Origin of the sequence: Rugamonas violacea, from assembly GCF_016461825.1 — a bacterium.
Lineage (GTDB): Bacteria > Pseudomonadota > Gammaproteobacteria > Burkholderiales > Burkholderiaceae_D > Rugamonas.
In genome coordinates this window covers 66917-92361 of record NZ_JAEMNU010000071.1, presented here as the reverse complement: position 1 = coordinate 92361, position 25445 = coordinate 66917, and the positions used below count along the sequence as shown (strand labels likewise).

The window sequence follows — 25445 nt, the reverse complement described above, 5'->3', positions numbered from 1 at the left end:
CCGATGCGCAACGACGGGTTTTTTTGCGCCCTTTACTTTGCCTGCGGGCCGTTCTGCTGGCGGCGGTCGAGGAACAAGCTGTTGCCGTGGATCTTCTTGGCCTGTTTCTTGGCCTCGGTGGCGGCGGTGGCGATCTGGTGGTGTGAGTAGTACTGCCGCGGCTCGACCTTGATCGCGCCCAGCGACAAACTCATCAGCGAGTAAAACACTTTCTTTCCCTGCCGGTCCTCGCTGATGTAGCCGCCCCGTTCGCGGTCCTCGATGCTGTAGTAGTCCTGCACCGCCGCGGCGAACTCCTGCAAGATGGCCTGGCAGCGCTCCTCCCAATCCTCGCTTTGGAACAGGATCATGAAATCGTCGCCGCCGATGTGGCCGACGAAGTCGCGGTTCGCGTCGCAGCGCTCGCTGAGCACCTTGCCGGTCAGTTGGATGACGTCGTCGCCGCGGCGATAGCCGTAGACGTCGTTGAACGGCTTGAAATGGTCGAGGTCGCAATAGCAGACCCAGAACCGCGTGCCGCTCTGCAACAGGCGGTCGATGTGCTCGTTGATCGGCACGTTGCCCGGCAGCTGGGTCAGCGGGTTGGCGTAGCGCGCCGCGTTGATCTGCATCTGGGTGATCTCGCGCATCAGGTCGTGGCCCGTGCCCATGCCGATGTAGCGGCCGTGGTCGGTGATGATGAAACCGTTGAACAGGTGGTGGGCGTCGGCCTGGACCATGATGAAGCTCAACTCCTGCAGGCTGGTGTCCTTGTCGGCGATCAGCGGCTTGCTGTCCATGAACAGCTTGCACGACTTCTTGCCGTACAGCTCGCGCTGGTAGGGGCGGGCGAAGTGGTCGATCATCTCGAAGCGGCTGATCAGGCCCAGCGGTTCGCCGTTGTCGACGACGGGAATGATCAACAGCTTCGGTTCCTTGAGGAAGATCTCGTAGACCTGGTTGTTGTTCATGCTCGGCGGCACGGCCGAGACCCGGTGCAACAGTTTCAGGATGGTCACCGCGTTCTTCTCCACGCTGCGCTGGGGGTACACCGCCACGCCGTTGCGTGCCAGTGCCTTGACCACCTCGGCCGGGGCGGCCTTGGCCGGCAGCGCATTCGGCCGGCCCAGATGGTAGCCCTGGGCGTAGGCCACGCCCAGGTCGCGCAACACCAGCAGCTCGGCCTGCGTCTCGATGCCCTCGGCGATGACCAGGGTGTCGGACTTGTCGGCGATCTCCTGGATCGAGCGGACGAACTGCAGCTTGACCGGGTCGTTGTTGATGCCCTGGATGAAGTGCATGTCGATTTTCACATACTCGGGGCGCAGCTCGGACCACAGGCGCAGGCTGGAAAAGCCCTCGCCCAGGTCGTCGATGGCGATCTGGAAACCCATCTTGCGGTAGTGCAGCACCGCTTCGCGCATCAGCTCGTAGTCGTAGGTCGGCTGGTTCTCGGTCAGCTCGATGATCACCCGCTCCGGATTGATGCCCAGCTGCTGGATGGTCTCCAGCGTCTGGCCGTGGCGGGCGTCGCGCAGCAGCAGGCATTCCGGGCTGACGTTGAGGAACAGCTTGCCGGCCAGGTTCAGCTCGGCGAAGCGCTGCAGCACCACATGGCGGCACAGGTGCTCGACCTCGGCCGTCAGATTCTGCGCGCGCGCCACCTTGAACAGGTTCATCGGCGCGTGCAGCGGGCTGTCGGACGGCCCGCGTATCAATCCCTCGTAGCCGATGATCTCGCCGCTGTGCATTTGCACGATGGGCTGGAACAGCGCGTTGAGCTGGCGCCGGGCGATGATGTCGAGCAGGTGGCGGCCCAGGCCGGCGTCCGCCCCGTCATCTTGGTTGGCCGCCGCCGCATGCGGGGCCGGCTCGGCCTCCGCCGGCGGCGGTTTCAGATACCTCACCTTGGCGGGCAGGGGCGGTTGCCGGCTGTCCGCCGGCGCGGTATGGACTGAGTTCACGGTGGCCTCGATGTGGTGCGCTGTGTATAACCTGACAATCCTATATGTTTTTTGTTACCGGATAATGACAAGCAGAAACTTTATTGACTGTAAATCAAGTCTCGGGCGCGAAAACAACTTTCGTGAAGTTTTGCCCAGGCGCTACAATAAGCGGTCGCCATTCTTGCCGGGCCATCCCATGCCGCTTTCCGCTTTCGCCCGCCGCGCCGTTCCGGCCTGGCTATTTTTCGCCGCGGCCGGCGCCGGCGCCAGCGGCTTGGCGGTGCTGGTGCAGGACGCCAACGGCAAGCCCCTGCCCGACGCGGTGGTCTACGCCGAGCCGGAGGGACAGCCCCTGCCCAAGGTGCAGCACCCGGGCGAGATCGCCCAGAAGGGGCTGAAGTTCACGCCGCTGGTGAGCGTGGTGCAGACCGGCAGCAAGATTTCCTTCCCTAATAACGACCGCGTGCGCCACCACATCTACTCCTTCTCGCCGGCCCACAAGTTCGACCAGAAGTTGTATTCCGGCGAGGCGGCCGCGCCCCAGCTGTTCGACAAGGCCGGCACGGTGGTGCTCGGCTGTAACATCCACGACAAGATGCTGGCCTACGTGAAAGTGGTCGATACGCCTTACTTCGCCAAGACCGACGGCGCCGGCGCCGCCCGCATCGAGCTGCCCGCCGGCAAGTACGTGCTCAAGGCCTGGCACTTCAACACCGTCGGCGGCCAGACCCCCGAGCAAGCGCTGCAGGTCAAGGCCGGCGACGCGCCCGGCACGGCGCTGTTCAAGCTGGCGATGAAGCCGCCCGCCGTCGACGGCGACAATCCCACCGACAAACCGTACTAACCGCCACCGGACCCCGCCACCATGCGTTTCCGCAGTCTCGAAAGCCGCATCGTCACCTTGTTCCTGCTGCTGATCGTCAGCGTCCAGCTGGTCGGCCTGCTGGTGATCCAGCGCGGCATCGACAGCAACGCCCGGCTGGCCATCAACGGCGAGCTGGGCAACGGCGGCAAGGTGTTCCGCCGCATGCTCGAACAGAACGCCCAGAGCCTGCGCTTCGGCGCCCGCCTGCTGGCGCGCGACACCGCCTTCGTCGCCGCCATCGGCGACAACGACGAGAGCGACCGCGCCACCATCGAGTCGGCGCTGGTCAACAGCGGGCGCCGCATCAAGGCCTCGCTGACCATGCTCATCAGCGCCGAGCGGCGCATCAGCGTGTCGACCAACGGCGCCCAGTCGGCCGCCCTCGAACCCTTGGTGCAGGGCCTGCTCGACAAGGCCGAGCAGGCCGACGGCGCCAACGCCGTCGCCATCGTCGAACGCCGCCCCTACCAACTGGTGGTGATGCCGGTCAAGGCGCCGGTGACCATCGGCTGGATCGTCATGGCTTTCCCGATCGACCGCCAGTTGGCCAACGACATGCGCGAGATCAGCGCGCTGCACGCCACCATCCTGACGCGCGACGCCGGCGGCCGCTGGTTGGCGGTCGGCTCGACCTTCGTCGGCCCCTCGGTCGACGGCGTGGTGCGCCAGCTCGACGCCATGGCCCAGGTGCCGGCCGGCGCCTTCGATCTGAGCGTCGAGGGCAGCCGTTACAGCGGCCGCCTGCTGCCCATCGGCGAGGACGGCGGCCAGGGCGCCAGCGTGCTGCTGGCCCGCTCGATCGACGAGGCCACCGCCGAATACGCCCAGCTGGAGCGCTGGCTGATCGGCCTGGCCTTCATCGGCATCGTCGTCTCGGCGCTGGCCAGCGTGCTGACCGCCAAGCGCATCGCCCAGCCGCTCAGCGCGTTGGCGCTGACCGCCCGCCGCCTCGAACAGGGCGACTACAAGGGCCAGATCGACATCAGCCGCGACGACGAGATCGGCGCGCTGGCGCAGGCCTTCGACAGCATGCGCGACGGTATCGCCAAGCGCGAGCAGGAGATCCGCCGCCTGGCCTACTGGGACACGCTGACCAACCTGCCCAACCGCGCCCAGTTCCTGCTGTTGCTGAACGATTCGATCGGCGAGGCCAAGCGGCGCGAGCACGCCGTGTTCGTGCTGATGATGGACCTGGACCGCTTCAAGCACGTCAACGACGTCATGGGCCACAGCTTCGGCGACGCGCTGCTGCGCCAGGTGGCCGGCCGGCTGCAACTGCTGCTGGCCAACCGGCGCCACTCCTCGGCCCAGGTGGCGCGGCTGGGCGGCGACGAGTTCGCCGTGCTGCTGCCCGGCTTCACGCTCGACGACGCGCGCCGCGTCGCCGCCGAGATCCTGGCGGCGCTCGAACTGCCGCTCTCGCTGGAGGAGCAGGTGGTCGACATCGGCGCCGGCCTGGGCATCGCCGGCTACCCGCTGCACGGCGCCGACGGCGAGGCCCTGCTCAGCATGGCCGAGGTGGCGATGTACAGCGCCAAGCAGCGCAACGACGGCGCCGTGGTCTACGACAGCGCCTTCGACAAGTCCAGCGAGCAGAGCCTGTCGCTGCTCAGCGAGCTGCGCCGCGCCATCGAGCAGCGCGAATTCCGCCTGCACGTGCAACCGAAGGTGATGCTCGGCAGCGGCAAGGTGGTCGGCGTCGAGGCGCTGGTGCGCTGGCAGCATCCCGAGCGTGGCAACGTCTTCCCCGACGAGTTCATCCCCTTCGCCGAACAGACCGGCTTCATCCGCGTGCTGACCCGCTGGGTGCTCGACGAGTCGGCGGCGCTGTGCCGCCAGCTGGCCGCCGCCGGCGTCGAGCTGAAGTTTTCGGTCAACCTGTCGACCCGCGACCTGCTCGACCAGGACCTGCCGGTCAAGTTCGCCGAGCTGCTGGCGCGCCACCAGCTGGCGCCGGCAAACTTCTGCCTGGAGATCACCGAGAGCGCCATCATGGACGACCCGGTGCGCGCCCAGCAGACGCTGGAGCGCCTGCACGCGATGGGTGTCGACCTGTCGATCGACGACTTCGGCACCGGCTACTCCTCGCTGGCGTATTTGAAGCGGCTGCCGGTCAACGAGCTGAAGATCGACAAGTCCTTCGTGCTCAACATGGAGAAAGACAGCGGCGACAGCAAGATCGTCCGCTCGACCATCGACCTGGGCCACAACATGGGCCTGCGCGTGGTTGCCGAGGGCATCGAGAGCGAGGCCGTGTGGCGTCTGCTGGCGGCGATGGGCTGCGACCAGGGCCAGGGCTATTTCATGAGCCGGCCGATGCCCGGCGACCAATTGCTGGCCTGGTTGGCGCAGTGGCGCGCGCCGGGCGCGCCGCTGGTCGAGCCGGCGGGCATGCTTGCCGAATAAAAGTTGTCTAGTGCGTGCAGGTAACATTTCAAATTTGTTACATTTCACGCTATGATCGTCCTTGTTGCGCGCGCCGACGTCCGGCTTGGCCAGGCCGCGCGCACACCCTGTTTCGGCGCGGCCGCGCGGCGGCCCGCCCCATCCCGATTTGTTCGTCACAACACACGGAAGAACCATGCCAACACGACGCGCCTCGCTGCTTATTCTCCCCCTCATCGGCTCGCTGGCCGCCATCGGCGGCAACGCCCTGGCGCAGAGCTGCCCCGGCAAGGGCCTGAGCTATCCGCCCACCAAGAGCGTGGTCCAGCAGGACACCTACCACGGCGTCAGCATCGCCGACCCTTACCGCTGGCTGGAGGACGCCAACAGTTCCGACACCCAGGCCTGGGTCGAGGCGCAGAACCGCCTGACCCAGGGCTATCTGCAGGCCATCCCCGGCCGCGACGCGATCAAGCAGCGCCTGACCAAGCTGTGGAACTACGAGCGCTTCAGCGTGCCCTTCAAGGAGGGCGGCCGCTACTTCTACAGCCGCAACGACGGCCTGCAGAACCAGTCGGTGCTGTACACCATGAAGACGCTGGCCGACACGCCGCGCCTGCTGCTCGATCCGAACACCCTGTCGAGCGACGGCACGGTGGCGCTGGCCGGCACCGTCGTCAGCCCGAACGGCAAGTTCCTCGCCTACAGCACGGCCGCCTCCGGCTCCGACTGGAACGAGATCAAGGTGCGCGACGTCGACAGCGGCAAGGACACCAGCGACCATATCAAGTGGGTCAAGTTCTCCAGCACCTCGTGGCTGCGCGACGGCTCGGGCTTCTTCTACAGCCGCTACGACGAGCCGAAGGAGGCCACCAAGCTGGCCGACGTCAACTACTTCCAGAAGCTGTACTTCCACAAACTGGGCACGCCGCAAAGCAGCGACACCCTGGTCTACGAGCGTCCCGACCACAAGGACTGGGGCTTCTCCGGTGAGGTCAGCAACGACGGCCGCTACCTGGTCATCACCGTCTCGCAGGGCACCGAGCGCAAGAACCGCCTGTTCTACAAGGACCTGAGCGCCAAGGACGGCAAGGTGGTCGGCCTGCTGGAGGACTTCGACGCCGCCTACAACTTCATCGACAACGACGGCCCGGTGTTCTGGTTCCGCACCGACCGCAACGCCTCCAAGGCGCGCATCATCACCATCGACACGCGCAAGCCGGCGCCGGCCAACTGGAAGGAGATCGTGCCCGAGGCGGCGCAGACCCTGGTCTCGGCCAACATCGTCAACAACCAGCTGGTGGTCGACTATCTGAGCGACGCCCACAGCCAGGTCAAGATCTTCGACCTGAAGGGCAAGCCGGTGCGCGATGTGGAGCTGCCCGGCCTCGGCTCGGTCGGCGGCTTCTACGGCAAGCGCACCGACCAGGAGACCTTCTACGCCTACACCAGCTTCACCACGCCGACCACCATCTACCGCTACGACCTGAACACCGGCAAGAGCAGCGTCTACCGCCAGCCCAAGGTCGACTTCGACCCGGCCGCCTTCGAGACGCGGCAGGAGTTCTTCACCAGCCGCGACGGCACCAAGGTGCCGATGTTCATCGTCGCCAAGAAGGGCGTCAAGCTGGACGGCAGCAATCCGACCTACCTGTACGGCTACGGCGGCTTCAACGTCTCGCTGACGCCATCGTTCTCGGTGGCCAACCTGGCCTGGGTCGAAATGGGCGGCGTCTACGTGATGGCCAACCTGCGCGGCGGCGGCGAGTACGGCGAAGCCTGGCACCAGGCCGGCACCAAGCTGCAAAAGCAGAACGTGTTCGACGACTTCATCGGCGCCGCCGAATGGCTGGTGGCGCACAAGGTCACCTCGCCGGCCAAGCTGGCCATCGGCGGCGGCAGCAACGGCGGCCTGCTGGTCGGCGCGGCGATGACGCAGCGGCCGGAGTTGTTCGCCGCCGCCATTCCGCAGGTCGGCGTGCTCGACATGCTGCGCTTCCACAAGTTCACCATCGGCTGGGCCTGGACCTCGGACTACGGCTCGTCCGACAACGCCGACGAGTTCAAGGCGCTGCTCAAGTACTCGCCGCTGCACAACCTGAAGACCGGCACCTGCTACCCGGCGACCATGATCACCACCGCCGACCATGACGACCGCGTGGTGCCGGCGCACAGCTTCAAGTTCGCCGCCACCGCGCAGGCCGACCAGGGCGGCGCCGCGCCCATCCTGATCCGCATCGACACCAAGGCCGGCCACGGCGCCGGCAAGCCGACCGCCAAGCAGATCGAGGAAGTGGCCGACCGCTGGGGCTTCCTCAGCAAGGAGCTGCAGATGAACACGCCGCCGACGGCCGGCGGCATGTAGTCAACTGGCGGCGCCGTGCACGCAAGGCGCCGCCGGCGTAACAACTTCACCCCAAGCGCAATGCTGGGGTGGGGCCCCCGCGGCGGGGCCCCCACCCCGGGGCTACGCCTCGGGGTTGTGTCGGCGCTCCGCCGATTCAAGCAACACCCCGTCCCTCATACCCCCATTCCTTCATTCCCCATGACCTCGACACCCGCGCTCAAACCCTTGTTGCTCGCCATGCTACTGCTCGGCCCGGCCGCCGTCTTCGCCGAGGCGCCCGGCGCCGCCAAACCGCTGGCCGAGCTGACGCGCGGCCTGCAAGCGCAACCCGGCTTCATCCAGCTGTGGCGCGATGTCGAGCAGGGCAGGGTGCTGCTGTCGGTGACGGCGCTGGAGCAGCCCTTCCTGCTGCTGTCCTCCTTGCCCTACGCGCTAGGCTCGAACGACGTCGGCCTCGATCGCGGCCAGCCGGGCGAGATGCGCATGGTGCGCTTTGAAAAACACGGCAAGCGCCTGTTCCTGGTGCAGGACAACACCCGTTACGTGGCCCGCTCGGCCGACCGCGACGAGCGCGCCGCCGTCAACGAATCGTTCGCCGGCGCCGTGCTGTGGTCGGGCGAGATCCTCGCCAGCGAGCCGGCCAAAGATGCCAAGGATGCCAAGGACGCGGCGGCCGGCGGCCAGGGCGCCGCCCACCTGGTCGACTTCTCCAGCTTCCTGTTGGCCGACTGGCACGGCGTCGCCGCCAAGCTGGACGAGAGCAAGCAGGGCGTCTATCGCGTCGACGCCGCGCGCAGCGCGGTGCTGGCCGAGCAGGCCAAGAGCTTCCCCGACAACGTCGAACTGGAAGCCATCCTGACCTTCCAGGGGCCGGGCCAGGCCGAGTTCGTGCGCCAGGTGGCGGCCGACCCGGCCAGCCTGTCGCTGCGCCAGCACATCAGCCTGGTGCGCCTGCCGGACGCCGGCTACCAGCCGCGCGCCTACCACCCGTCGTCGGGCGGCTTCGACACCGGCTACTTCGACTTCGCCACGCCGCTGGCCAGCAGCATCGACGTGCGTTGGCAAGTGCGCCACCGGCTGGAGAAGACCGACCCGACGGCCGCCGTCAGCGCCGTCAAAAAGCCCATCGTCTACTACGTCGACCGTGGCGCGCCCGAGCCGGTGCGCTCGGCGCTGCTCGATGGCGCGCGCTGGTGGAGCAGCGCCTTCGCCAAGGCCGGCTTCAAGGACTCCTTCCGCGTCGAGCTGCTGCCCGAGGGCGCCGACGCGATGGACATCCGCTACAACATGATCCACTGGGTGCACCGCGCCACCCGTGGCTGGTCCTACGGTAACGCGTTGGCCGATCCGCGCACCGGCCAGATCATCCGTGGCGCCGTCACCTTGGGCTCGCAGCGCGTGCGCCAGGACATCCTGATCGCCGAGAGCCTGCTGGCGCCCTACGGCAAAGGCGGCGACGGCGCCAAGGCCCAGCTGGCCGAGCAGATGGCGCTGGCCCGCCTGCGCCAGTTGGCGGCGCACGAGGTCGGCCACACCCTCGGCTTCGCCCACAACTTCGCCGCCAGCCGCTTCGGCGGCGGCAACGGTTCGGTGATGGACTATCCGCACCCGGTGCTCAAGCTGAACGGCGCCGGCGAAGTCGACCTGGCCGAGGCCTACGGCGTCGGCGTCGGCGTGTGGGACGACTACATCGTCAACTACATCTACGGCCAGTTCGGCAGCGGCAAGGACGAGACGGCCGCGCTGGAGAAACTGCGCGCCGGCGCCAGCGCCGCCAAGCTCAGCTACGTCAGCGACAACGACGCCCGCGCGGCCGGCGCCAGCCATCCGGACGGCCTGCTGTGGGACTTCGGCCCCGACTCGATCCAGACCTGGGACCAGTTGACGGCGGTGCGCCAGCGCGCGCTGCAAACGTTCTCGATGGACGTGCTGCCGGACGCGCGCCAGGGCGGCGAGCTGGAGGCGCGCCTGGTGCCGATCTACCTGCTGCAGCGCTACCAGGGCGAGGCGCTGGCCCGCCTGATCGGCGGCGGCGAATTCGACTACGCCAGCAGCGGCGACATCAAAAACGGCATCGCCCGCAGCGGCGTGCGCACCACGCCGGCCGCCGTGCAGCGCCAGGCCCTGGCGCGTTTGAGCGACAGCCTGCGCGCCGAATACCTGGCCTTGCCGGCCAAGGTGCTCGACGTTTTGACGCCGCCGGCGCAGGGTTATGAACGGGGCCGTGAATACTTCGGCACGCGCATGAACAGCGTGTTCGACGCCTTCTCCGCCGTCGAGGCGGCCGCCGCGCAGAGCGCCGGCTTCCTGCTCGACGCCGGCCGCGTCAACCGCCTGGCCTGGCAGCACGCGCGCGACGCGCGGCAGTTGGGCGTGCGGGAGACGCTGGCCACGCTGCTGCAACGGACGTGGCAGCGCGAACCGGTGGCTGCCGGCGTGGCCGGCGGCGAGGCGGTGCAACTGGCCGCCAACTGGGTGGTGCTGGACGCCACGCTGAATCTGCTCGACGGCGGCAAGCTGCATCCCCAGGTCGACGCCGAGCTGCGCGCGCAGGTCCGCGAGTTCGGCCAGTGGCTGAACAAAAATCCGGGCAAGGAGGTGGTGGCGCACAGTCGCAAGCAGGCCGCCACCTTGATCGCGCAGTATCTGTCCGACCCGCGCAGCGTCAAATTGCGCAGCCTGCCGGCGATTCCGCCTGGCGCGCCGATCTAACCCCTCCCACGCCGAACTAACCCCCCTCCCACATATACGGCCTGAGCGGCCGCGCCGCCTTGCGCGGCGCGGCCGCCGCATGGCGCTGCGCTTCTCAACTCCCCTCGCGCGGGCATGTTGTTTCCTTTTATCTAATATTGACTCATGGATAAGTGTCGAAACCGCAACATGCCGACCGGCAATTTGTTGTTTCCACCGTCAGCGTACCGACTTGCATCCAGGCGTCGAATCGGACCCGCCTGGGCCCCCAATTGCCGCACAGACGGACGATATGGCCGCCGCTACGGCTCTGGTGTGAGTATTTGCGACAATTCAATGCCAATTACACGTATTGGTATCTAAATTCCTTACTTTTAAAAACCACTTGACTACCAATTATCGCGGGAGCACAATGCAATCAAGTCAATAGTGCCTAAAAGATTATTGTTTTTGGCACTAAAACGGGACACCTTACGATTGGCAGCGCTCACCGAAAGTGGTACGACGATGAAGAATCAGACTCTGGTTTTTGTTGTTGCAGGCTACAAGGGCATAGGTCTGGGACACGCCTATCGCGTGCTCGACTTGTATCGGTCCATTCACGGCCTGAACAAAACTATCATTTGCACGCAGGATAGCTACCGCGCCTATTCCTTGTTTAAACGCAACAAGGTGGCCCATGTGCTGCTGGTCAGGAAGAACGAGAAGATCTTCGACCTGATCGACAAGATCCAGCCGCTGGCCATCATCAACGACGTCTTGAACACCGAGCGCGACTACATCGAGCGGCTCAAGAGCTGCCAGGCGCGGGTCATCAATTTCGAAGACCTCGGCGCCGGCGGCGACAGCGCCGACCTGACCATCAACGCCATCTATCAAGGCGCCAGCAGCGACAAGATGCTGTACGGCCACGAATACATGGATCTGCGCGACGAGTTCGTCGTCGCCCGCCGCGGCCGCGTCAACCAGAGCGTCAAGAACATCCTGATCACCTTCGGCGGCGAGGACAGCAACAACCTGACCGAGCGGGTGCTGCGCCTGGTGGCCAAGTGCGAACTGCTGCGCAAGAAAACCTACCAGATCCTGGTCGGCCCGGCCTACGGCTACCAGGACAGCATCCGCAAGTTCATCCAGCAGGCCGCGCTGAAGGCCGAGATCATCAGCACCAGCGCGCCGGCCGAGCAGATGCTCAAGGCCGACATGGCGATCTCCTCGAACGGCCGCACCCCCTTCGAACTGGCCGCCCTGGGCGTGCCGGCCGTGGTGATCTCGGCCAACGCGCGCGAGACCAGCCACCGCTTCCACGAACAGGCCAGCTTCATCCATTGCGGCCTGGACCACGAGATCGGCGACGAGGAAATCGCCGACAAGATCCGCCAACTGTCCGAATCCTTCGACCGCCGGCAGAAGATCCGCGAGCGGCTCGACGGCCTGGACCTGGGCAACAGCAAGCGCCGCCTGCTCGACAAGATCCACCACGCGATCTACCAGCCAACGGCGGAGGCGGCATGAGCGCGCTCTTCTTCCTGCCCGAGTCGGGCCTGGCGGCCGCCTTCCGCCGCGACGGCTACGTCGTCGCCGACATCCTCGGCGCCGACGAGGTGGCCGCCATGTTGGCCGAGATCCGCCACAGCGCCGTGCTGCGGGCCAACGCCGTGCCCGGCCGCGTGGCCAACCTGCAATTCCTCCAGCCGCAGCTGCGCATCGCCGGCATCCAGGACATCATCCACGACGCCGGCCTGCTGTCGCTGTGCCGCCAACTGCTGGGCGGCGGCAACATCATCCTCGACGGCGCCTCGCTCATCGTGGCCGAGCCCGGCTGCGCCTACGCCCAGGGCTGGCACCGCGACACCATGCAGATCCCGCCCGGCGAGGTGGACGAGTCCTGGTTCACCGAGGCCTATTTCCACAACAACGTGCAGATCAACCTGGCCCTGCAGGACGACCACTGCCTGTGGTTCGTCAAGGGCAGCCACGCCCGCCCGTTCACGCCGCGCGAGGCGGTCTGGTTCAGCGGCGACCGGCAGATGTCGGCCATCGACAGCGACAACGGCCTGGGCGGCGAGATGATCGAGGTGAAAGCCGGCCAAGCCGTGTTCTACAACAACAACGCGCTGCACCGGGGCTACGGCCCGTTGCTGGAGCACGGCCGGGCGACGATACAGCTGGGCTACCACAGCGACCTGGCGGCGCCGACCTGCCACTTCTGCGTGCTCAACGCCGCCGAATACAGCGACGCCTATCTGCGCACGCTGGCGCCCGAGGTGGCGGCGATGTTGCTGGCGCACCGGCAGGAGCGCGACAAGTTCCCCGCGCTGGCCCGTTTCCAGCAACACCACCAACGTTTCGCCGCCAAGGAATTCAATTTTCCCAAGTTTTAGTCGCACCGCCACGTAGCTCACAAGGAGTGTAATCAGATGACGCAAGTATCCGTATCCGCCGAAGCCAGCGAATTGAGCTTCCCCGCCTGGCCGCAGTTCGCCGAGAAGACCCTGAGCGAGGTGCTCGAACCGTTGCGCTCGTCCAAGGTCAACTACTGGACCGGCACCCGCGGCAAGGAGTTCGAAGAGAAGTTCGCCGCCTGGGCCGGCGCCGAAATGGCCGTGTCCTGCTCGTCGGGCACGGCGGCGCTGCACAGCATCATCGGCTCGATGAACATCGGCCCCGGCGACGAGGTGATCGTGCCCTCGTACAGTTTCATCGCCTCGTCGTTCTGCATCCTGCAGGCCGGCGCCATCCCGGTGTTCTGCGACGTCGGCCTGGACCACACCATCGACCCGGCCAAGATCGCCGCCCTGATCACACCGCGCACCAAGGCCGTCATCGTGGTCCACCTGTACGGCGTGGTGTGCGACATGGAGCCGATCATGGCGTTGGCCGAACAACACGGCCTGAAGGTCATCGAGGACGCCGCCCAGTGCATCGGCGGCGAGTACCAGGGCCGCAAGGTCGGCACGCTGGGCCACGCGGCGGCCTTCAGCTTTTGCCAGAGCAAGCACTTCACCACCGGCGGCGAGGGCGGCATGATCACCACCAACGACAGCGCGCTGGGCTGGGAATGCCGCTCCTTCCGCGACCACGGCTACGACATCAAGCGCAAGATGGACCTGCTGGCGCTGGAGCAGACCGATTTCTACATCCACAACCGGATCGGCTTCAATTTCCGCATGACCGAGATCCAGTCGATCATCGGCATCAACGAGCTGGAACGTTTCGACGAGTGGAACCTGCCGCGCCGCAAGCAACTGGCGCGCCAGTACGACGCCGCCTTGCAGGGCCTGCCCGGCATCACCGCCTTGCCGTTCAACTCGGCGGAGCGGCAGAACGCCTACTGGTGGTATCCGATCCTGCTCGACACCGAGGCGCTGGACATCGACGCCGCCGCCCTGTGCGACCTGCTCAAGGAAGCCGGCGTGCCGGCCTCGAAGATCCAGTGGCCCGAGGCCTACGGCGAGAACGTCTACCGCAACCTGGCCGGCTTCGGCAGCGCCGACTTCCCCTTCAAGTCGAGCGAGTACACCGACCCGGCCGCCGTGCAGTACCGCGACGTGATCTGCCCGACCGCGCGCTCGCTGCTGCACCGCACCCTGAGCCTGCATTTGCATCCGACCTGGGAGGCCAGCCATGTGCAACGTTGCATCGAGGTCTTGACCCGGTTGTTGGCGGAGCACCGCAAATGAGCCGCAACTGCCATCTGCCGAACCGGGGCCGGCCATGAACACCGCCGATTTGACGCTGCGGGAAATGGTCGGCCAGATGCTGATCGTCGGCTTCGACGGGCTGGAGCCGTCGGACGAGATCGCCAGCCTGATCCGCGAGGGCGGCATCGGCGGGGTGATCCTGTTCCGCCGCAACGTCGACAATCCGCGCCAGGTGGCGCGGCTGACCCGCCAGTTGCAGGAGATTAACGCCGAGCGTTCGGCGATCCCCCTGTTCATCGCCGTCGACCAGGAGGGCGGCATCGCCATCCGCATCGAGGAGGGCCTGACGCCGCTGCTGTCGCCGCTGGCCTGGAAGCAGGGCGCCGGCGTGGCCGATTGCCGCACCTTGCACGAGTACGCCGGCAACGAGCTGAAGACCCTGGGCGTCAACATGAACTTCGCCCCCGTGCTGGACATCAACTTCGTCCGCACCAACCCGGTGATCGGCGTGCGCGCCTTCGGCGAGTCGGTGCTGGAGGTGTCGAGCTACGGCATGGCGGCGCTGGCCGGCTGGCAGGACGCCGGCATCGCCGTCACCGCCAAGCACTTCCCCGGCCACGGCGACACCAGCAACGACTCGCACACCGGCATGCCGCTGATCGGCCACACGCCGGAACGCATGCGGGCGGTCGAGCTGGCGCCGTTCCGCGCCGCCATCGACCAGGGCGTCGATGTCATCATGACCGCCCACGTCGCCTTTCCCGCCTTCGAGCCGGACCCGGCGCTGCCGGCCACCCTGTCGCGGCCGGTGTTGACCGGCCTGCTGCGCGAGGAGCTCGGCTTCGACGGCCTGATCTGCTCGGACTGCCTGGAGATGCACGCCATCGCCCACCGTTGGGGCACCGCCGAGGGCGCCGTGCGGGCGGTCGGCGCCGGCGCCGACCTGGCGTTGGTGTCGCACCGGCCGGAGCAGCAACGCGCCGCGCTGGCGGCGCTGCTGGCGGCGGTGGAGCAGGGCGTGATCGAACGGGCCCAGGTGGAGGAATCGGTCGACCGCATCCTGCACCTGAAGCAAAAACTGACGCTGGAGGATTGGTACGAGCTGCCGGAGGACCCGCAACCGTTCATGCAGAATCCCGTCGCGATGGCCCTGTCCGAGCAGATGCACCGCCACGCGCTGCGCCGCCGGGGCCGCCTGGCCGGGCTGCGCCGCGACAGGCCGGTCAAGTTGCTCACCTTCGAGATCGTCGAACACGCCGCCGTCGACCGCATGGCCCTGGGCAAGCTGGACACCCAGCGCAGCTCGCTGGCCAGCCACCTGCGCCTGGCCAGCCACACGGTCGACGAGCTGGTGGTGTCGCACCAGCCCGAGGCGTCCGACCTCGACCAGGTGTTGCGTTGGGCCGAGGGCGCCAGCCAGATCGTGGTGATGAGCTACAACGCCGTGTTGAGTCCGCGCCAGCAGGTCATCATCGCCACCTTGCCGAGTGCCGTCACGCGCCTGGTGGCGGGCAACCTGCCCTACGACCTCGACCTGTTCGAGCAACTCGACGGCGCCGCCCTGTGCAGCAACCGGCCGATGGCGCTGAAGGTGCTGGCGCAGGCGCTGAGCGAGTGAGCGCGCCGTCCTCGCCGCTGCCGGCTGGCTGCGGCCGTGCTGTTCCTGCTGCTCGGCTTCAATGTCGGCAGCTGGTCGGCGCGCCTGCCGGCGCTGATGGACAGCCTGTCGCTCGACACCGCCGGCATCGGCGTGCTGCTGCTGGCCTGCGGCCTGGGCTCGGTGGGCGCCTTCCCGCTCACCACCGCGCTGCTGCCCCGGCTCGGCGCGCGCCGGCTGGCCTGCCTGGCCTGCTGCCTGCTGCCGCTGTTGCTGCTGGCGCTGGCCGGGGCGCCCAATTTCGCCGTCGCCCTGTGCGTCATGGTGGCCGAGGGCGTGCTCTGCGCGTTGATGAACGCCGCCATGAACAGCCAGGCGATGCTGGTCGAAACGCGTTACGGCCAAGCCATCATGGCGCGGCTGCACGCCATGTTCAGCCTTGGCCTGTTGCTGGCGGCGCTGTTCAGTTCGCTGGTGATGCGCTGCTCGCCGTCACTGCTGCTGCATTTCGCCGGCGCCGCCGCACTGATGCTGGCGGCCGTCGCCGCCGTGCGCAACAGCCTGCTCGACGAGCCGGCCAGCGCGGCGCCGCCGGCGCGGCCGGGCCGGCGTTTCCAACTGCCCAACCGCGCCACGCGCTGGCTCGGCGTGCTGGTATTCTTTAGCACGCTGGTCGAAGGCTCGATGTACGACTGGTCCACCATCTACCTGCAAAAGGTGGTCGGCGCCACGCCGCAGCAGGCGCCGCTGGGGATCGCGGTGGTGTCGACGACGATGCTGGCGACGCGCCTGGTGGCCGACCATTGGCGTAGTCGCTGGGGCGCCCGCGCGCTGATCTGGCGCGGCAGCCTGCTGGCCGGCGTCAGCCTGGGACTGGGACTGCTGTTCGGCGGCGTCTGGCCGACCTTGGCCGCCTTCCTGCTGGTCGGCGTGGGCGTGGCCGGCCTGTCGCCCTGCATCTACGCCGAAGCGTCGCGCCATGGCGCCGGCACGCTGGCGGCGGTGACGACGATGGGTTCGATCGGCACGTTGCTGGGGCCGCCGTTGATCGGCTTCGTGGCCCAGCACAGCGGGCTGGTGTGGGGGATGGGCTTGGTGGCCTTGGCGGCCTTCCTGGTCGCGGCCTGCTCGCTGGCGGCGTTGCCGAAACCGGCGCCCTGGCTCAGCGTCGAGGGTTGCGCGTCCGACTGATGCGGGCTGAATTGATCTTGTGGGAGGGGAAATGGTCGAATACGACATGAAAACCGTCGCCGTCGAACTGGTGCGCCAGGCTGGCGCCTTGTTGCGGCAGCAATTCGGCGCCGGCCACCAAGTCCGCTCGAAGGGCGACGTCAGCAACATCGTCACCGAGGCGGACCTCGCCTCGGAGCGCCTGCTGGTCGAGGGCCTGCGCCGGCATTTCCCCGGCCACTCGATCATTGCCGAAGAGTCCGGCTGCGACCTGCTGCCGTCCGACTACACCTGGGTCGTCGATCCGCTCGACGGCAGTTCCAACTTCGCCGCCGGCCTGCCGTGGTTCGGCGTGTTGCTGGCCTTGTTGCACGGGGGCGAGCCGGTGCTGGGCCTGCTGTATCTGCCCATGTCCGACGAATTGTACGAGGCCGAGAAGGGCCACGGCGCGCGGCGCAACGGCGAGCCGGTGCGGGTGAGCAGCTGCGCCGAGCTGGGCGGGGTGTTGTGGAACGTCGGCATGGACAGCAGCCCGGACGAGGGCCGGCGGCGCGTTTGCGCCGAGTCGCTGGTGCGCCTGCTGCAAAGCGTGCGCAACGTGCGCGCCACCAACTGCCTGCTGGACGCCGCCTTCACCGCCGACGGCCGCATCGGCGGCGTGCTCAACCACAGCGAACGGTTGTGGGACATCGCCGCGCCCATGTTGATCGTGCAAGAGGCCGGCGGCCGCTTCACCGACCCGCAGGGCCGGCCGTTGCGGTTGGACCTGTCGGCCAGTGCGGCTGAGCGCGACTACGCCGTGCTGGCCGGCGCCCCGGCGCTGCACGCGGCGGTGGTCGAGTTGCTGCGCTAGCCGGGCTTTTTGCCCGAATGGAAATCCTGAATGACGGTTCCTATCGGCAAGCTCATGGCTTTTTCGACGTTGGGCATGAGCGCAAGCCAGTCTGCCGGTGTGTTTGCCAAACGAACCAGTTTTGATTGGTGAAAGACCGCCAGCTCGCGCGGCCCGTCTGGCGTCGAGTTGTCGTAAAACGCAACGGTATCGGCGCGCGTGATGGCTTTGCTGGCGCTTGTTAGCGCATTGGCCCATTTTTGCCGCACCATTTCTTCCGGCACGTCGTGGCCACCCGCTGCTGCGCGTGCTTTAACGCGCGCTACCGCAAGATCGGCGGAGGCTAGACCCAAAAAATAGACGGTGGTTTCAAAGCCGCGTTTGTGAGCGGATTTTATGTAGCCCAGTTTATTGAGGGTGTGACACTTTTCCGCTCGACGCGGTGGCCGTTAGCTTGCGACCTTGGCTTTGGCCTGGTCAGCCAGGACCAGTTGCCTGAAGGCGTGCTGAAACTCTTCCGACTCAACAAAGCTGCGCAGCTCCAAGGCGTTCACCATCGATCCCTTGCGTTCGAACGCCGTAATTGCGTTGGCTTGACTGAGGGGGGGGGCGGTGGTGGCACGCCGTTGAGCAAATTCATCAAGCGCCTCGACTTGCTTTTTGGGGAGTAGCTCGGCGATGTTCAACTCCCGGGAGAGCATTTTGGCCGCTTGTTCAAGTATATCGACGCCTTCTCGATTGGAGGCGGCTTCAAGAGCGCGATGATCGCGTTCGGAGATGCTGATGCTGATGACCTTATCCATGGCATTTCCTTCACGCGGATCATGTTGCAGCGGGTGGGACGCTCAGCTTAGGGCAGCGGTTCTAGCCTTGCATTGACTATTCTAGACCTGATTTCCGGGGCGTGAAACGTCCTCGCTCAATGCCCCGGCAAGAACACAGCAGCCAGCCTTCGACCGCCTAGGCCAGCGACTCCACCACGATGCGCGTCGCCGAGGCGATGATGTCGTTGTTCGCCTTGGCGTCCTTGTCGGCCTGCGCGGTGTAGATCGCCAGCACGATGGGGGCGCGTTGCGGCGGCCAGATCACGCCGATGTCGTTGGCGCTGGCGTAGTGGCCGGTGCCGGTCTTGTCGCCGACCTGCCAACCGGCCGGCACGCCGGCGCGGATGCGCGCGTCGCCGGTGGTGTTGCCGCGCATCCAGTCCTGCAATTGCGTGCGCAGCGGCGCCGACAGCGCCTCGCCCACGGCCACGCGGCGCAGGCTGCGGCCCATCGCCGCCGGCGTCGTGGTGTCGCGCGGGTCGCCGGGGATGGCGGTGTTGAGCTCGGTTTCCAGGCGGTCCAGGCGGAACTCCTGGTCGCCGATCGAGCGGGCGTAGCCGTTCACGGCGGCGATGCCGCCCAGCAGCTTGATGAGCAGGTTGGCGGCGGTGTTGTCGCTGTACTGGATGCCGGCGGCGCACAGATCGGCCACCGTCATGCCGTCGTCGACATGGTCCTCGGTGATCGGCGAATAGTCGACCAGATCGCTTTTGGCATACTTGATGCGTTGCTGCAGCAGTTGCGGCGCCTGCTTGCTGCGCTCCAGCACGGCCGCCGCCAGCATCACCTTGACCGTGCTGCAGAAGGCGAAACGCTCGGCGGCGCGGAAGTTGACGCTGCGCTCGTTGGCGGTGTCGATGGCGAACACGCCGAGCCGGCCGCCCCAGGCGCTTTCCAGCGCGGCCAGCCTGAGCTCGGCCGTGTTGCCGAGGTCCTTCGGCCCCCATGCGCTGCAGGCGCCGATGATGGGCAGGGAGGCGGCGGCCAGCAGCAGGCTGCGGCGTTGTGGCGAGTGGATGATGGTCATGGTCGGGTTTGCTGTGGTGAACATGCGATTGTAAAGATTTTTACAATTCCTTGCGGCGCGCCCGTCTCGCGTGCGCGAGCTAGCGGTGGATCACCACCAGCAATGCCTTGGCCTCGGTCTTGCCCGCGTTGCGGATGGCGTGCTGCAGGTCGGCCGGATAGCGCGCCGTGCCGCCCAGCTTGACCTTCTTCTTCTGGTTGCCCACTTCGACCTCGACGGCGCCGTGCAGCACCGTCAGGTGCTCGGTGGCGCCCGGGTCGTGCGGTTGCGACACCAGCTCGCCGCCCGGCGCCAGGGTCAGCTCGTACCACTCGTACTTGCCGGCCAGCTCCATCGGGCCGAGGATGCGCAGCACGTAGCCGGCGTGGTTGCCGGGCAGGGTGGGGGTCTCGTGGGCGTCGAGCACGCGGATGGTCTCGCTGCTCTTCTCCACGCTCGACAGCAGCTCGCCGATGGCCACGCCGAGGGCGTTGGCCAGGCGCCAGGTGATGGCGATGGTCGGGTTGGCCTTCTCGCGTTCGATCTGCGACAGCATCGATTTCGACACGCCGGCGATGCGCGACAAGTCCTCCAATGTCAGGCCACGGGCCAGGCGCAGGCGTTGCAGGGCGGCGCCGACTTCCGGCGGGGCGTTCGTCGAAACAGGTGTTTTCATGTTTTTATTCGGGGGATTGCGCTAATTGTGGGGAAATCTGTCGGAAAAACCGCGGCATAACCATACGGGCACGCCTTGCCAAGTTCACTGGCCTTCGGTAAAATTCGATATATTGAATTTTAGTTCGACATAACGGATTTCATGGGTGGTTCGGGAAAACGGAGTAAACTCGACCCGAGACACCTGCGGAACACGGTACAACATAGAGCGAGGCCAGGTCAAGCGACCGCCTTCGCCACCCAAACGAGGATGATCATGAGCGACCAAGCAAAAAACGCGTTTTTCGGCGGCCTGCAGCAAACCCTGGACCAGTTGCGCGAACAGGGCCTGTACAAACCGGAACGGGTGCTGGCCTCGCGTCAGGGTGCCGAGGTGGTGGCGCAGGACGGCAGTAAGCTGATCAATATGTGCGCCAACAACTACCTCGGCCTGTCCGGCGAGGAGTGGGTGGCGCAGGCCTCGATCGCCGCCACCGAGCAATACGGCTACGGCCTGTCGTCGGTGCGCTTCATCTGCGGCACCCAGACCGTGCACAAGAAGCTGGAACAGGCCATCTCCAGCTTCCTCGGCACCGAAGACACCATCCTCTACGCCGCCGCCTTCGACGCCAACGGCGGCGTCTTCGAACCGCTGTTCGACGAGAACGACGCCATCATCTCCGACGCGCTGAACCACGCCTCGATCATCGACGGCATCCGCCTGTGCAAGGCGGCCCGCTTCCGCTACCAGCACAACGACATGGCCGACCTGGAAACGCAGTTGCAGGCCGCCGCCGGCAAGCGCCACAAGGTCATCGTCACCGACGGCGTGTTCTCGATGGACGGCACCATCGCCCAGCTCGACAAGATCTGCGACCTGGCCGACAAATACGGCGCCCTGGTGATGATCGACGAATGCCACGCCTCCGGCTTCATGGGCGCGACCGGCCGTGGCACCCACGAACACCACAACGTGATGGGCCGCATCGACATCATCACCGGCACGCTGGGCAAGGCCCTGGGCGGCGCGATGGGCGGCTTCACCTCGGCACGCAAGGAGGTGATCGACATGCTGCGCCAGAAGTCGCGTCCCTACCTGTTCTCCAACACCCTGGCGCCATCCATCGCCGGCGCTTCGCTGGCCGTGCTGGAGCGGCTGTCCACCTCGACCGAGCTGCGCGACCGCCTGCACGAAAACACCGCCTTCTTCCGCAAGGAGATCGAGGCGCTGGGCTTCACCATCAAGCCGGGCACCCATCCGGTGGTTCCGGTGATGCTGTTCGACGCGCCGGTGGCGCAGAAATTCGCCGCGCGAATGTATGAGCTGGGCGTCCTGCTCAGCGGCTTCTTCTACCCGGTGGTGCCGATGGGCCAGGCGCGCGTGCGCGTCCAGCTGTCGGCGGCGCACACCCGCGGCCAATTGGTCACCGTTTTGGCGGCATTCGAACAGGCGGGCCGTGAACTCGGCCTGCTGAAGAACTAATCCAGCACTCAAGCTAGCATTCAGGAAGAACAATATGGAACGCATACTCGTCATCGGCGCCAACGGCCAAATCGGCAGTGAACTGGTCGAGGCCCTGGCCGCCCAGCACGGCGCGCAGAACGTCATCGCCAGCGATATCAGCAGCACCAATCTGTACAAGGCCGAACGCTATACCGCGCTCAATGTGCTCGACAAGGAGGCCTTGGCCAAACTGGTCACCGAAGAGGGCATCACCCAGGTCTACCAACTGGCGGCGATGCTGTCGGCCACCGGCGAGGCGGCCCCGTTGAAGGCCTGGACCTTGAACATGGACGGCCTGCTGAACATTCTGGAAGTGGCGCGCGAACGCGGCGTGCTGGGCAAGCAGCTGCGCATTTTCTGGCCGTCGTCGATCGCCGCCTTCGGCCCGAACACCCCGGCCGTCAACACGCCGCAACTGACGGTGATGGACCCGACCACCATCTACGGCATCAGCAAGCTGGCCGGCGAGCGCCTGTGCGAGTACTACTTCCTCAAATACGGCGTCGACGTGCGCAGCATCCGCTACCCCGGCATCATCAGCTTCAAGTCGCCGCCAGGCGGCGGCACCACCGACTACGCCATCGCCATCTTCCACTCGGCGCTGCGCGGTGAACGCTATGAATGCTTCCTCGGCCCGCAGACCACGCTGCCGATGATCTACATGCCCGACGCGATCCGCGCCACCATCGAATTAATGGATGCGCCGGCAGCACAAATCAAGGTCCGTTCGGCTTACAATGTCGCCGGCGTGTCGTTCAATCCGGAGCAGCTGTCCGCCGCCATTTCGCGTGCGCTGCCGGACTTCAAGATCGCCTACAAGCCGGATAGCCGCCAGGCCATCGCCGACACCTGGCCGCAAAGCCTGGACGACAGCACCGCGTCGGCCGACTGGGGTTGGCAGGCGCGCATCGGCGTCGAGCAGATGGTTGCCGACATGCTGGCCAACGTCGACGTCAGCCTGGGCAAGGCCGCCTGAGCGTATTTCAACCTGCATTTTAAAAAATATAAGCGAGACTATCGATGGACATGAGCGTATTTGATCTGTTTAAAATTGGCATTGGCCCGTCCAGTTCCCACACCGTGGGACCGATGGTGGCGGCGCGCCGGTTTTTGGTCGAGTGCGCTCCGCTGGACGACGTGGTCGCCGTCGAGGCGGCGCTGTACGGCTCGCTGGCGCTGACCGGCGTCGGCCACGCCACCGACAAGGCGGTGATCCTCGGCCTGATGGGCGAGACGCCGCAGGACGTCGAGCCGAGCAAGGTCGACGCCATGCTGGCGGCGGCCGAGGCGGCCGGCCAACTGGCCCTGTTGGGCAAGCACGTGGTGCCGTTCAAGGCCGCCAGCGGCCTGGTCTTCCACAAGAGCGAGTCGCTGCCCGAGCACCCGAACGGCCTGCGCTTCACCCTCAAACGGGCCGACGGCAGCAGCTTTAGCAAGGTGTTCTACTCGGTCGGCGGCGGCTTCATCCGCGCCGAGGGCGAGGGCCAGGAACTCGGCGCCGAGGCCGCCCGCGCCGAGCGCGCCGCCCGCATTCCCTACCCGTTCGACACCATGGAGCAACTGCTGGCGCACGGCGCCGCCAGCGGCCTGACGATTCCGCAGATGTTGCGCGCCAACGAGTGCGTCAAGATCAGCGGCGAGCAGCTCGACGCCGGCATCGACCGCATCTGGCGCGTCATGCACGACTGTATCGCCCACGGTCTGGAAACCCCGGGCGAGCTGCCCGGCGGCCTGAAGGTCAAACGCCGCGCCGCCGACCTGTGGCGCATGGCCAACGACGTCAAGGCCTCGGACAACCGCGCCAACGACCTGCCGCACGACGCCATGCACCAGGTCAGCCTGTACGCGATGGCGGTCAACGAAGAGAACGCCGCCGGCGGCCGCGTGGTGACGGCGCCGACCAACGGCGCCGCCGGCATCATCCCGGCCGTGCTGCGCTACTACGCCGAGGACTGCAAGCCGAGCGACCCGGTCACCGGGGTGCGCAATTTCATGCTGACCTCGGCGGCGATCGGCATGCTGTGCAAGCGTAACGCCTCGATCTCGGGCGCCGAAATCGGCTGCCAGGGCGAGGTCGGCGTGGCCTGCGCGATGGCGGCGGCCGGTCTGGTGGCGGCCCTGGGCGGCAGCAACCAGCAGATCGAGAACGCCGCCGAAATCGGCATCGAGCACCACCTCGGCATGACCTGCGACCCGATCGGCGGCCTGGTGCAGATTCCCTGCATCGAGCGCAACGGCATGGGCGCGGTGAAGGCCATCACGGCGGCCTCGCTGGCGCTGCGCGGCGACGGCACCCACTTCGTCAGCCTCGACGAGGTGATCGAAACCATGCGCCAGACCGGCGCCGACATGCAGGACAAGTACAAGGAAACCTCGCTGGGCGGTCTGGCGATCCACGTCATCACCGTCAACCACGCCGCCTGCTGACGCTATTACAACAGCCAATTGCACGGGTTCGGGCCGGCCGCACTATAATATCCGCTCATTCGCAGTGATATGTAGCCCAACCGGACCTGTCTAATTTATGCAATACGTGTCTACCCGCGCCGCCGCGTCGGCCGCTTCGTCGTCCCCCTCCAATTTCTCTGACATTCTCCTCGGTGGCCTGGCCGCCGATGGCGGCCTGTTCCTGCCGACCGCTTACCCGCAGGTGAGCGGCGCCGAATTGGACGCCTGGCGCAAACTGTCGTACGCCGACCTGGCCTACGAAGTGCTGAAGAAGTTCGCCACCGACATCCCCGACGCCGAGCTGCGCGCGCTGACCGCCAAGACCTACACCAAGGAGGTCTACCGCAACGCCCGCGCCGGCGAAAAGGCCAGCCAGATCACGCCGCTGCGCGTGCTGGAGGAGGCCGACGGCCGCAAGCTGGTGCTGCAGGGGCTGTCGAACGGCCCGACGCTGGCCTTCAAGGACATGGCGATGCAGTTGCTGGGCAATCTGTTCGAATACACGTTGGCCAAGACGGGCGCGCAGCTGAACATCTTCGGCGCCACCTCGGGCGACACCGGCAGCGCCGCCGAATACGCCATGCGCGGCAAGCAGGGCATCCGCGTCTTCATGCTGTCGCCGCACAAGAAGATGAGCGCCTTCCAGAGCGCGCAGATGTTCAGCCTGCAGGACCCGAACATCTTCAACATCGCCGTCGAAGGCGTCTTCGACGACTGCCAGGACATGGTCAAGGCGGTCTCCAACGACCTGCCGTTCAAGGCCGCGCAGAAGATCGGCACGGTCAATTCGATCAATTGGGCGCGCGTCGTGGCTCAAGTGGTCTACTACTTCCGCGGCTACCTGGCCGCCACCGGCAGCAACGACGAGAAGGTCTCGTTCACGGTGCCGTCGGGCAACTTCGGCAATATCTGCGCCGGCCACATCGCCCGCATGATGGGCCTGCCGATCGCCAAGCTGGTCGCCGCCACCAATGAAAACGACGTGCTCGACGAGTTCTTCCGCACCGGCGTCTACCGCGTGCGCAAGTCGGCCGAGACCTACCACACCAGCAGCCCGTCGATGGACATCTCCAAGGCGTCCAATTTCGAGCGCTTCATCTACGACCTGGTCGGCCGCGACGGCGAGCGCACCCGCGCGCTGTTCCACAAGGTCGAAACGCAGGGCGGCTTCGACCTGTCCGGCAAGCCGGGCAGCGACGGCGACGAGTTCAAAAAAGTCGCCCAGTACGGCTTCCAGTCCGGCAAATCGACCCACCAGGACCGCCTCGACACCATCCGCGACGTCGCCGACGACTACGGCATCACCATCGACACGCACACCGCCGACGGCATCAAGGTGGCGCGCGAGCACATCGAGAAGGGCGTCACCATGATCGTGCTGGAGACCGCGCTGGCGGCCAAGTTCAACGAGACCATCCTCGACGCGCTGGGTGTCGACGCCGAGCGTCCGGCCGGCTTCGAGAACATCGAGGCGCTGCCGCAGAAGTTCGTCGTCATGTCGGCCGACGTGGCGAAGATGAAGGCCTACATCGCCGCCAACACCGGCCTCTGATCGA

General features: G+C 66.4%; 19 protein-coding genes. 14 read left to right on the top strand and 5 right to left on the bottom strand.

What is annotated here, in order from left to right:
• Nucleotides 1-32: 32 nt before the first annotated feature.
• Nucleotides 33-1943, bottom strand: a complete 1911-nt coding sequence (locus tag H7U20_RS13595; RefSeq protein WP_199759680.1) for a GGDEF domain-containing protein — start codon at nucleotides 1941-1943, stop codon at nucleotides 33-35.
• 178 nt (nucleotides 1944-2121) lie between these two features.
• Between H7U20_RS13595 and H7U20_RS13590 the strand changes: the two genes are divergently transcribed.
• The 10 genes from H7U20_RS13590 (at nucleotide 2122) to H7U20_RS13545 (ending at nucleotide 17474) form a co-directional block, all read left to right on the top strand.
• Nucleotides 2122-2769 carry a methylamine utilization protein gene (locus H7U20_RS13590; RefSeq protein WP_199759679.1) on the top strand — a complete coding sequence of 216 codons (648 nt, stop codon included), beginning with the start codon at nucleotides 2122-2124 and terminating at the stop codon, nucleotides 2767-2769.
• A 21-nt stretch (nucleotides 2770-2790) separates the two neighbouring features.
• A complete protein-coding gene (locus H7U20_RS13585; protein WP_199759678.1) occupies nucleotides 2791-5196 on the top strand; it encodes a putative bifunctional diguanylate cyclase/phosphodiesterase in 2406 nt (801 codons plus the stop codon).
• A 175-nt stretch (nucleotides 5197-5371) separates the two neighbouring features.
• A complete protein-coding gene (locus H7U20_RS13580) occupies nucleotides 5372-7540 on the top strand; it encodes a prolyl oligopeptidase family serine peptidase (protein ID WP_199759677.1) in 2169 nt (722 codons plus the stop codon).
• Nucleotides 7541-7720: 180 nt separating this feature from the next.
• Nucleotides 7721-10234, top strand: coding sequence for a zinc-dependent metalloprotease (locus H7U20_RS13575; protein WP_233410742.1), 2514 nt, complete (start codon nucleotides 7721-7723; stop codon nucleotides 10232-10234).
• A 486-nt stretch (nucleotides 10235-10720) separates the two neighbouring features.
• Nucleotides 10721-11725: a PseG/SpsG family protein gene (locus H7U20_RS13570; RefSeq protein WP_199759676.1), complete on the top strand. Its 1005-nt coding sequence runs from the start codon at nucleotides 10721-10723 to the stop codon at nucleotides 11723-11725.
• Nucleotides 11722-12594, top strand: a complete 873-nt coding sequence (locus H7U20_RS13565; protein WP_199759675.1) for a phytanoyl-CoA dioxygenase family protein — start codon at nucleotides 11722-11724, stop codon at nucleotides 12592-12594. The genes H7U20_RS13570 and H7U20_RS13565 overlap by 4 nt, the downstream gene beginning before the upstream one ends.
• A gap of 36 nt (nucleotides 12595-12630) precedes the next feature.
• Complete coding sequence (locus tag H7U20_RS13560) at nucleotides 12631-13893, top strand: DegT/DnrJ/EryC1/StrS family aminotransferase (protein WP_199759674.1); 1263 nt, start codon at nucleotides 12631-12633, stop codon at nucleotides 13891-13893.
• Between the two features lie 34 nt (nucleotides 13894-13927).
• Entirely contained in the window at nucleotides 13928-15472 is a 1545-nt protein-coding gene (gene nagZ / locus H7U20_RS13555; protein WP_199759673.1) for a beta-N-acetylhexosaminidase, read from the top strand.
• A gap of 36 nt (nucleotides 15473-15508) precedes the next feature.
• Nucleotides 15509-16642 carry an MFS transporter gene (locus H7U20_RS13550; protein WP_199759672.1) on the top strand — a complete coding sequence of 378 codons (1134 nt, stop codon included), beginning with the start codon at nucleotides 15509-15511 and terminating at the stop codon, nucleotides 16640-16642.
• A 31-nt stretch (nucleotides 16643-16673) separates the two neighbouring features.
• The gene (locus tag H7U20_RS13545) at nucleotides 16674-17474 is read left to right on the top strand and encodes an inositol monophosphatase family protein (RefSeq protein ID WP_199759671.1); all 801 of its coding nucleotides are present in this window, start codon (nucleotides 16674-16676) and stop codon (nucleotides 17472-17474) included.
• Here the strand turns inward: H7U20_RS13545 and H7U20_RS13540 are convergent.
• The 4 genes from H7U20_RS13540 to H7U20_RS13525 form a co-directional block, all read right to left on the bottom strand.
• Nucleotides 17471-17806, bottom strand: coding sequence for a hypothetical protein (locus tag H7U20_RS13540; protein WP_199759670.1), 336 nt, complete (start codon nucleotides 17804-17806; stop codon nucleotides 17471-17473). The two genes, H7U20_RS13545 and H7U20_RS13540, sit on opposite strands and share 4 nt — an antisense overlap.
• Nucleotides 17807-17902: 96 nt before the next feature.
• Complete coding sequence (locus tag H7U20_RS13535) at nucleotides 17903-18256, bottom strand: hypothetical protein (RefSeq protein WP_199759669.1); 354 nt, start codon at nucleotides 18254-18256, stop codon at nucleotides 17903-17905.
• 157 nt (nucleotides 18257-18413) lie between these two features.
• Complete coding sequence (gene bla / locus H7U20_RS13530; protein ID WP_199759745.1) at nucleotides 18414-19298, bottom strand: class A beta-lactamase; 885 nt, start codon at nucleotides 19296-19298, stop codon at nucleotides 18414-18416.
• An 85-nt stretch (nucleotides 19299-19383) separates the two neighbouring features.
• Nucleotides 19384-19959 (bottom strand): helix-turn-helix domain-containing protein, encoded by a 576-nt coding sequence (locus tag H7U20_RS13525; protein WP_199759668.1) that lies wholly within the window; start codon nucleotides 19957-19959, stop codon nucleotides 19384-19386.
• Nucleotides 19960-20214: 255 nt separating this feature from the next.
• On the opposite strand from H7U20_RS13525, the gene kbl reads away from it, so the two are divergent.
• From kbl to thrC, 4 genes are all read left to right on the top strand, one after another.
• Nucleotides 20215-21420, top strand: a complete 1206-nt coding sequence (kbl, locus tag H7U20_RS13520; protein ID WP_199759667.1) for a glycine C-acetyltransferase — start codon at nucleotides 20215-20217, stop codon at nucleotides 21418-21420.
• A gap of 34 nt (nucleotides 21421-21454) precedes the next feature.
• Nucleotides 21455-22417, top strand: a complete 963-nt coding sequence (locus H7U20_RS13515) for an NAD-dependent epimerase/dehydratase family protein (RefSeq protein WP_199759666.1) — start codon at nucleotides 21455-21457, stop codon at nucleotides 22415-22417.
• 44 nt (nucleotides 22418-22461) lie between these two features.
• Nucleotides 22462-23868, top strand: a complete 1407-nt coding sequence (locus H7U20_RS13510) for an L-serine ammonia-lyase (protein ID WP_199759665.1) — start codon at nucleotides 22462-22464, stop codon at nucleotides 23866-23868.
• Nucleotides 23869-23965: 97 nt separating this feature from the next.
• Nucleotides 23966-25441 carry a threonine synthase gene (gene thrC / locus H7U20_RS13505; RefSeq protein WP_199759664.1) on the top strand — a complete coding sequence of 492 codons (1476 nt, stop codon included), beginning with the start codon at nucleotides 23966-23968 and terminating at the stop codon, nucleotides 25439-25441.
• Nucleotides 25442-25445: the final 4 nt, after the last annotated feature.

Coding starts and splice junctions, on each gene's coding strand:
- H7U20_RS13510 (WP_199759665.1), top strand. CDS start 22,462: ATGGACATGAGCGTATTTGATCTGTTTAAAATTGGCATTGGCCCGTCC.
- H7U20_RS13525 (WP_199759668.1), bottom strand. CDS start 19,959: ATGAAAACACCTGTTTCGACGAACGCCCCGCCGGAAGTCGGCGCCGCC.
- H7U20_RS13590 (WP_199759679.1), top strand. CDS start 2,122: ATGCCGCTTTCCGCTTTCGCCCGCCGCGCCGTTCCGGCCTGGCTATTT.
- H7U20_RS13565 (WP_199759675.1), top strand. CDS start 11,722: ATGAGCGCGCTCTTCTTCCTGCCCGAGTCGGGCCTGGCGGCCGCCTTC.
- H7U20_RS13545 (WP_199759671.1), top strand. CDS start 16,674: ATGGTCGAATACGACATGAAAACCGTCGCCGTCGAACTGGTGCGCCAG.
- thrC (WP_199759664.1), top strand. CDS start 23,966: ATGCAATACGTGTCTACCCGCGCCGCCGCGTCGGCCGCTTCGTCGTCC.
- H7U20_RS13570 (WP_199759676.1), top strand. CDS start 10,721: ATGAAGAATCAGACTCTGGTTTTTGTTGTTGCAGGCTACAAGGGCATA.
- kbl (WP_199759667.1), top strand. CDS start 20,215: ATGAGCGACCAAGCAAAAAACGCGTTTTTCGGCGGCCTGCAGCAAACC.
- H7U20_RS13575 (WP_233410742.1), top strand. CDS start 7,721: ATGACCTCGACACCCGCGCTCAAACCCTTGTTGCTCGCCATGCTACTG.
- H7U20_RS13560 (WP_199759674.1), top strand. CDS start 12,631: ATGACGCAAGTATCCGTATCCGCCGAAGCCAGCGAATTGAGCTTCCCC.
- H7U20_RS13580 (WP_199759677.1), top strand. CDS start 5,372: ATGCCAACACGACGCGCCTCGCTGCTTATTCTCCCCCTCATCGGCTCG.
- H7U20_RS13585 (WP_199759678.1), top strand. CDS start 2,791: ATGCGTTTCCGCAGTCTCGAAAGCCGCATCGTCACCTTGTTCCTGCTG.
- H7U20_RS13535 (WP_199759669.1), bottom strand. CDS start 18,256: ATGGATAAGGTCATCAGCATCAGCATCTCCGAACGCGATCATCGCGCT.
- H7U20_RS13515 (WP_199759666.1), top strand. CDS start 21,455: ATGGAACGCATACTCGTCATCGGCGCCAACGGCCAAATCGGCAGTGAA.
- nagZ (WP_199759673.1), top strand. CDS start 13,928: ATGAACACCGCCGATTTGACGCTGCGGGAAATGGTCGGCCAGATGCTG.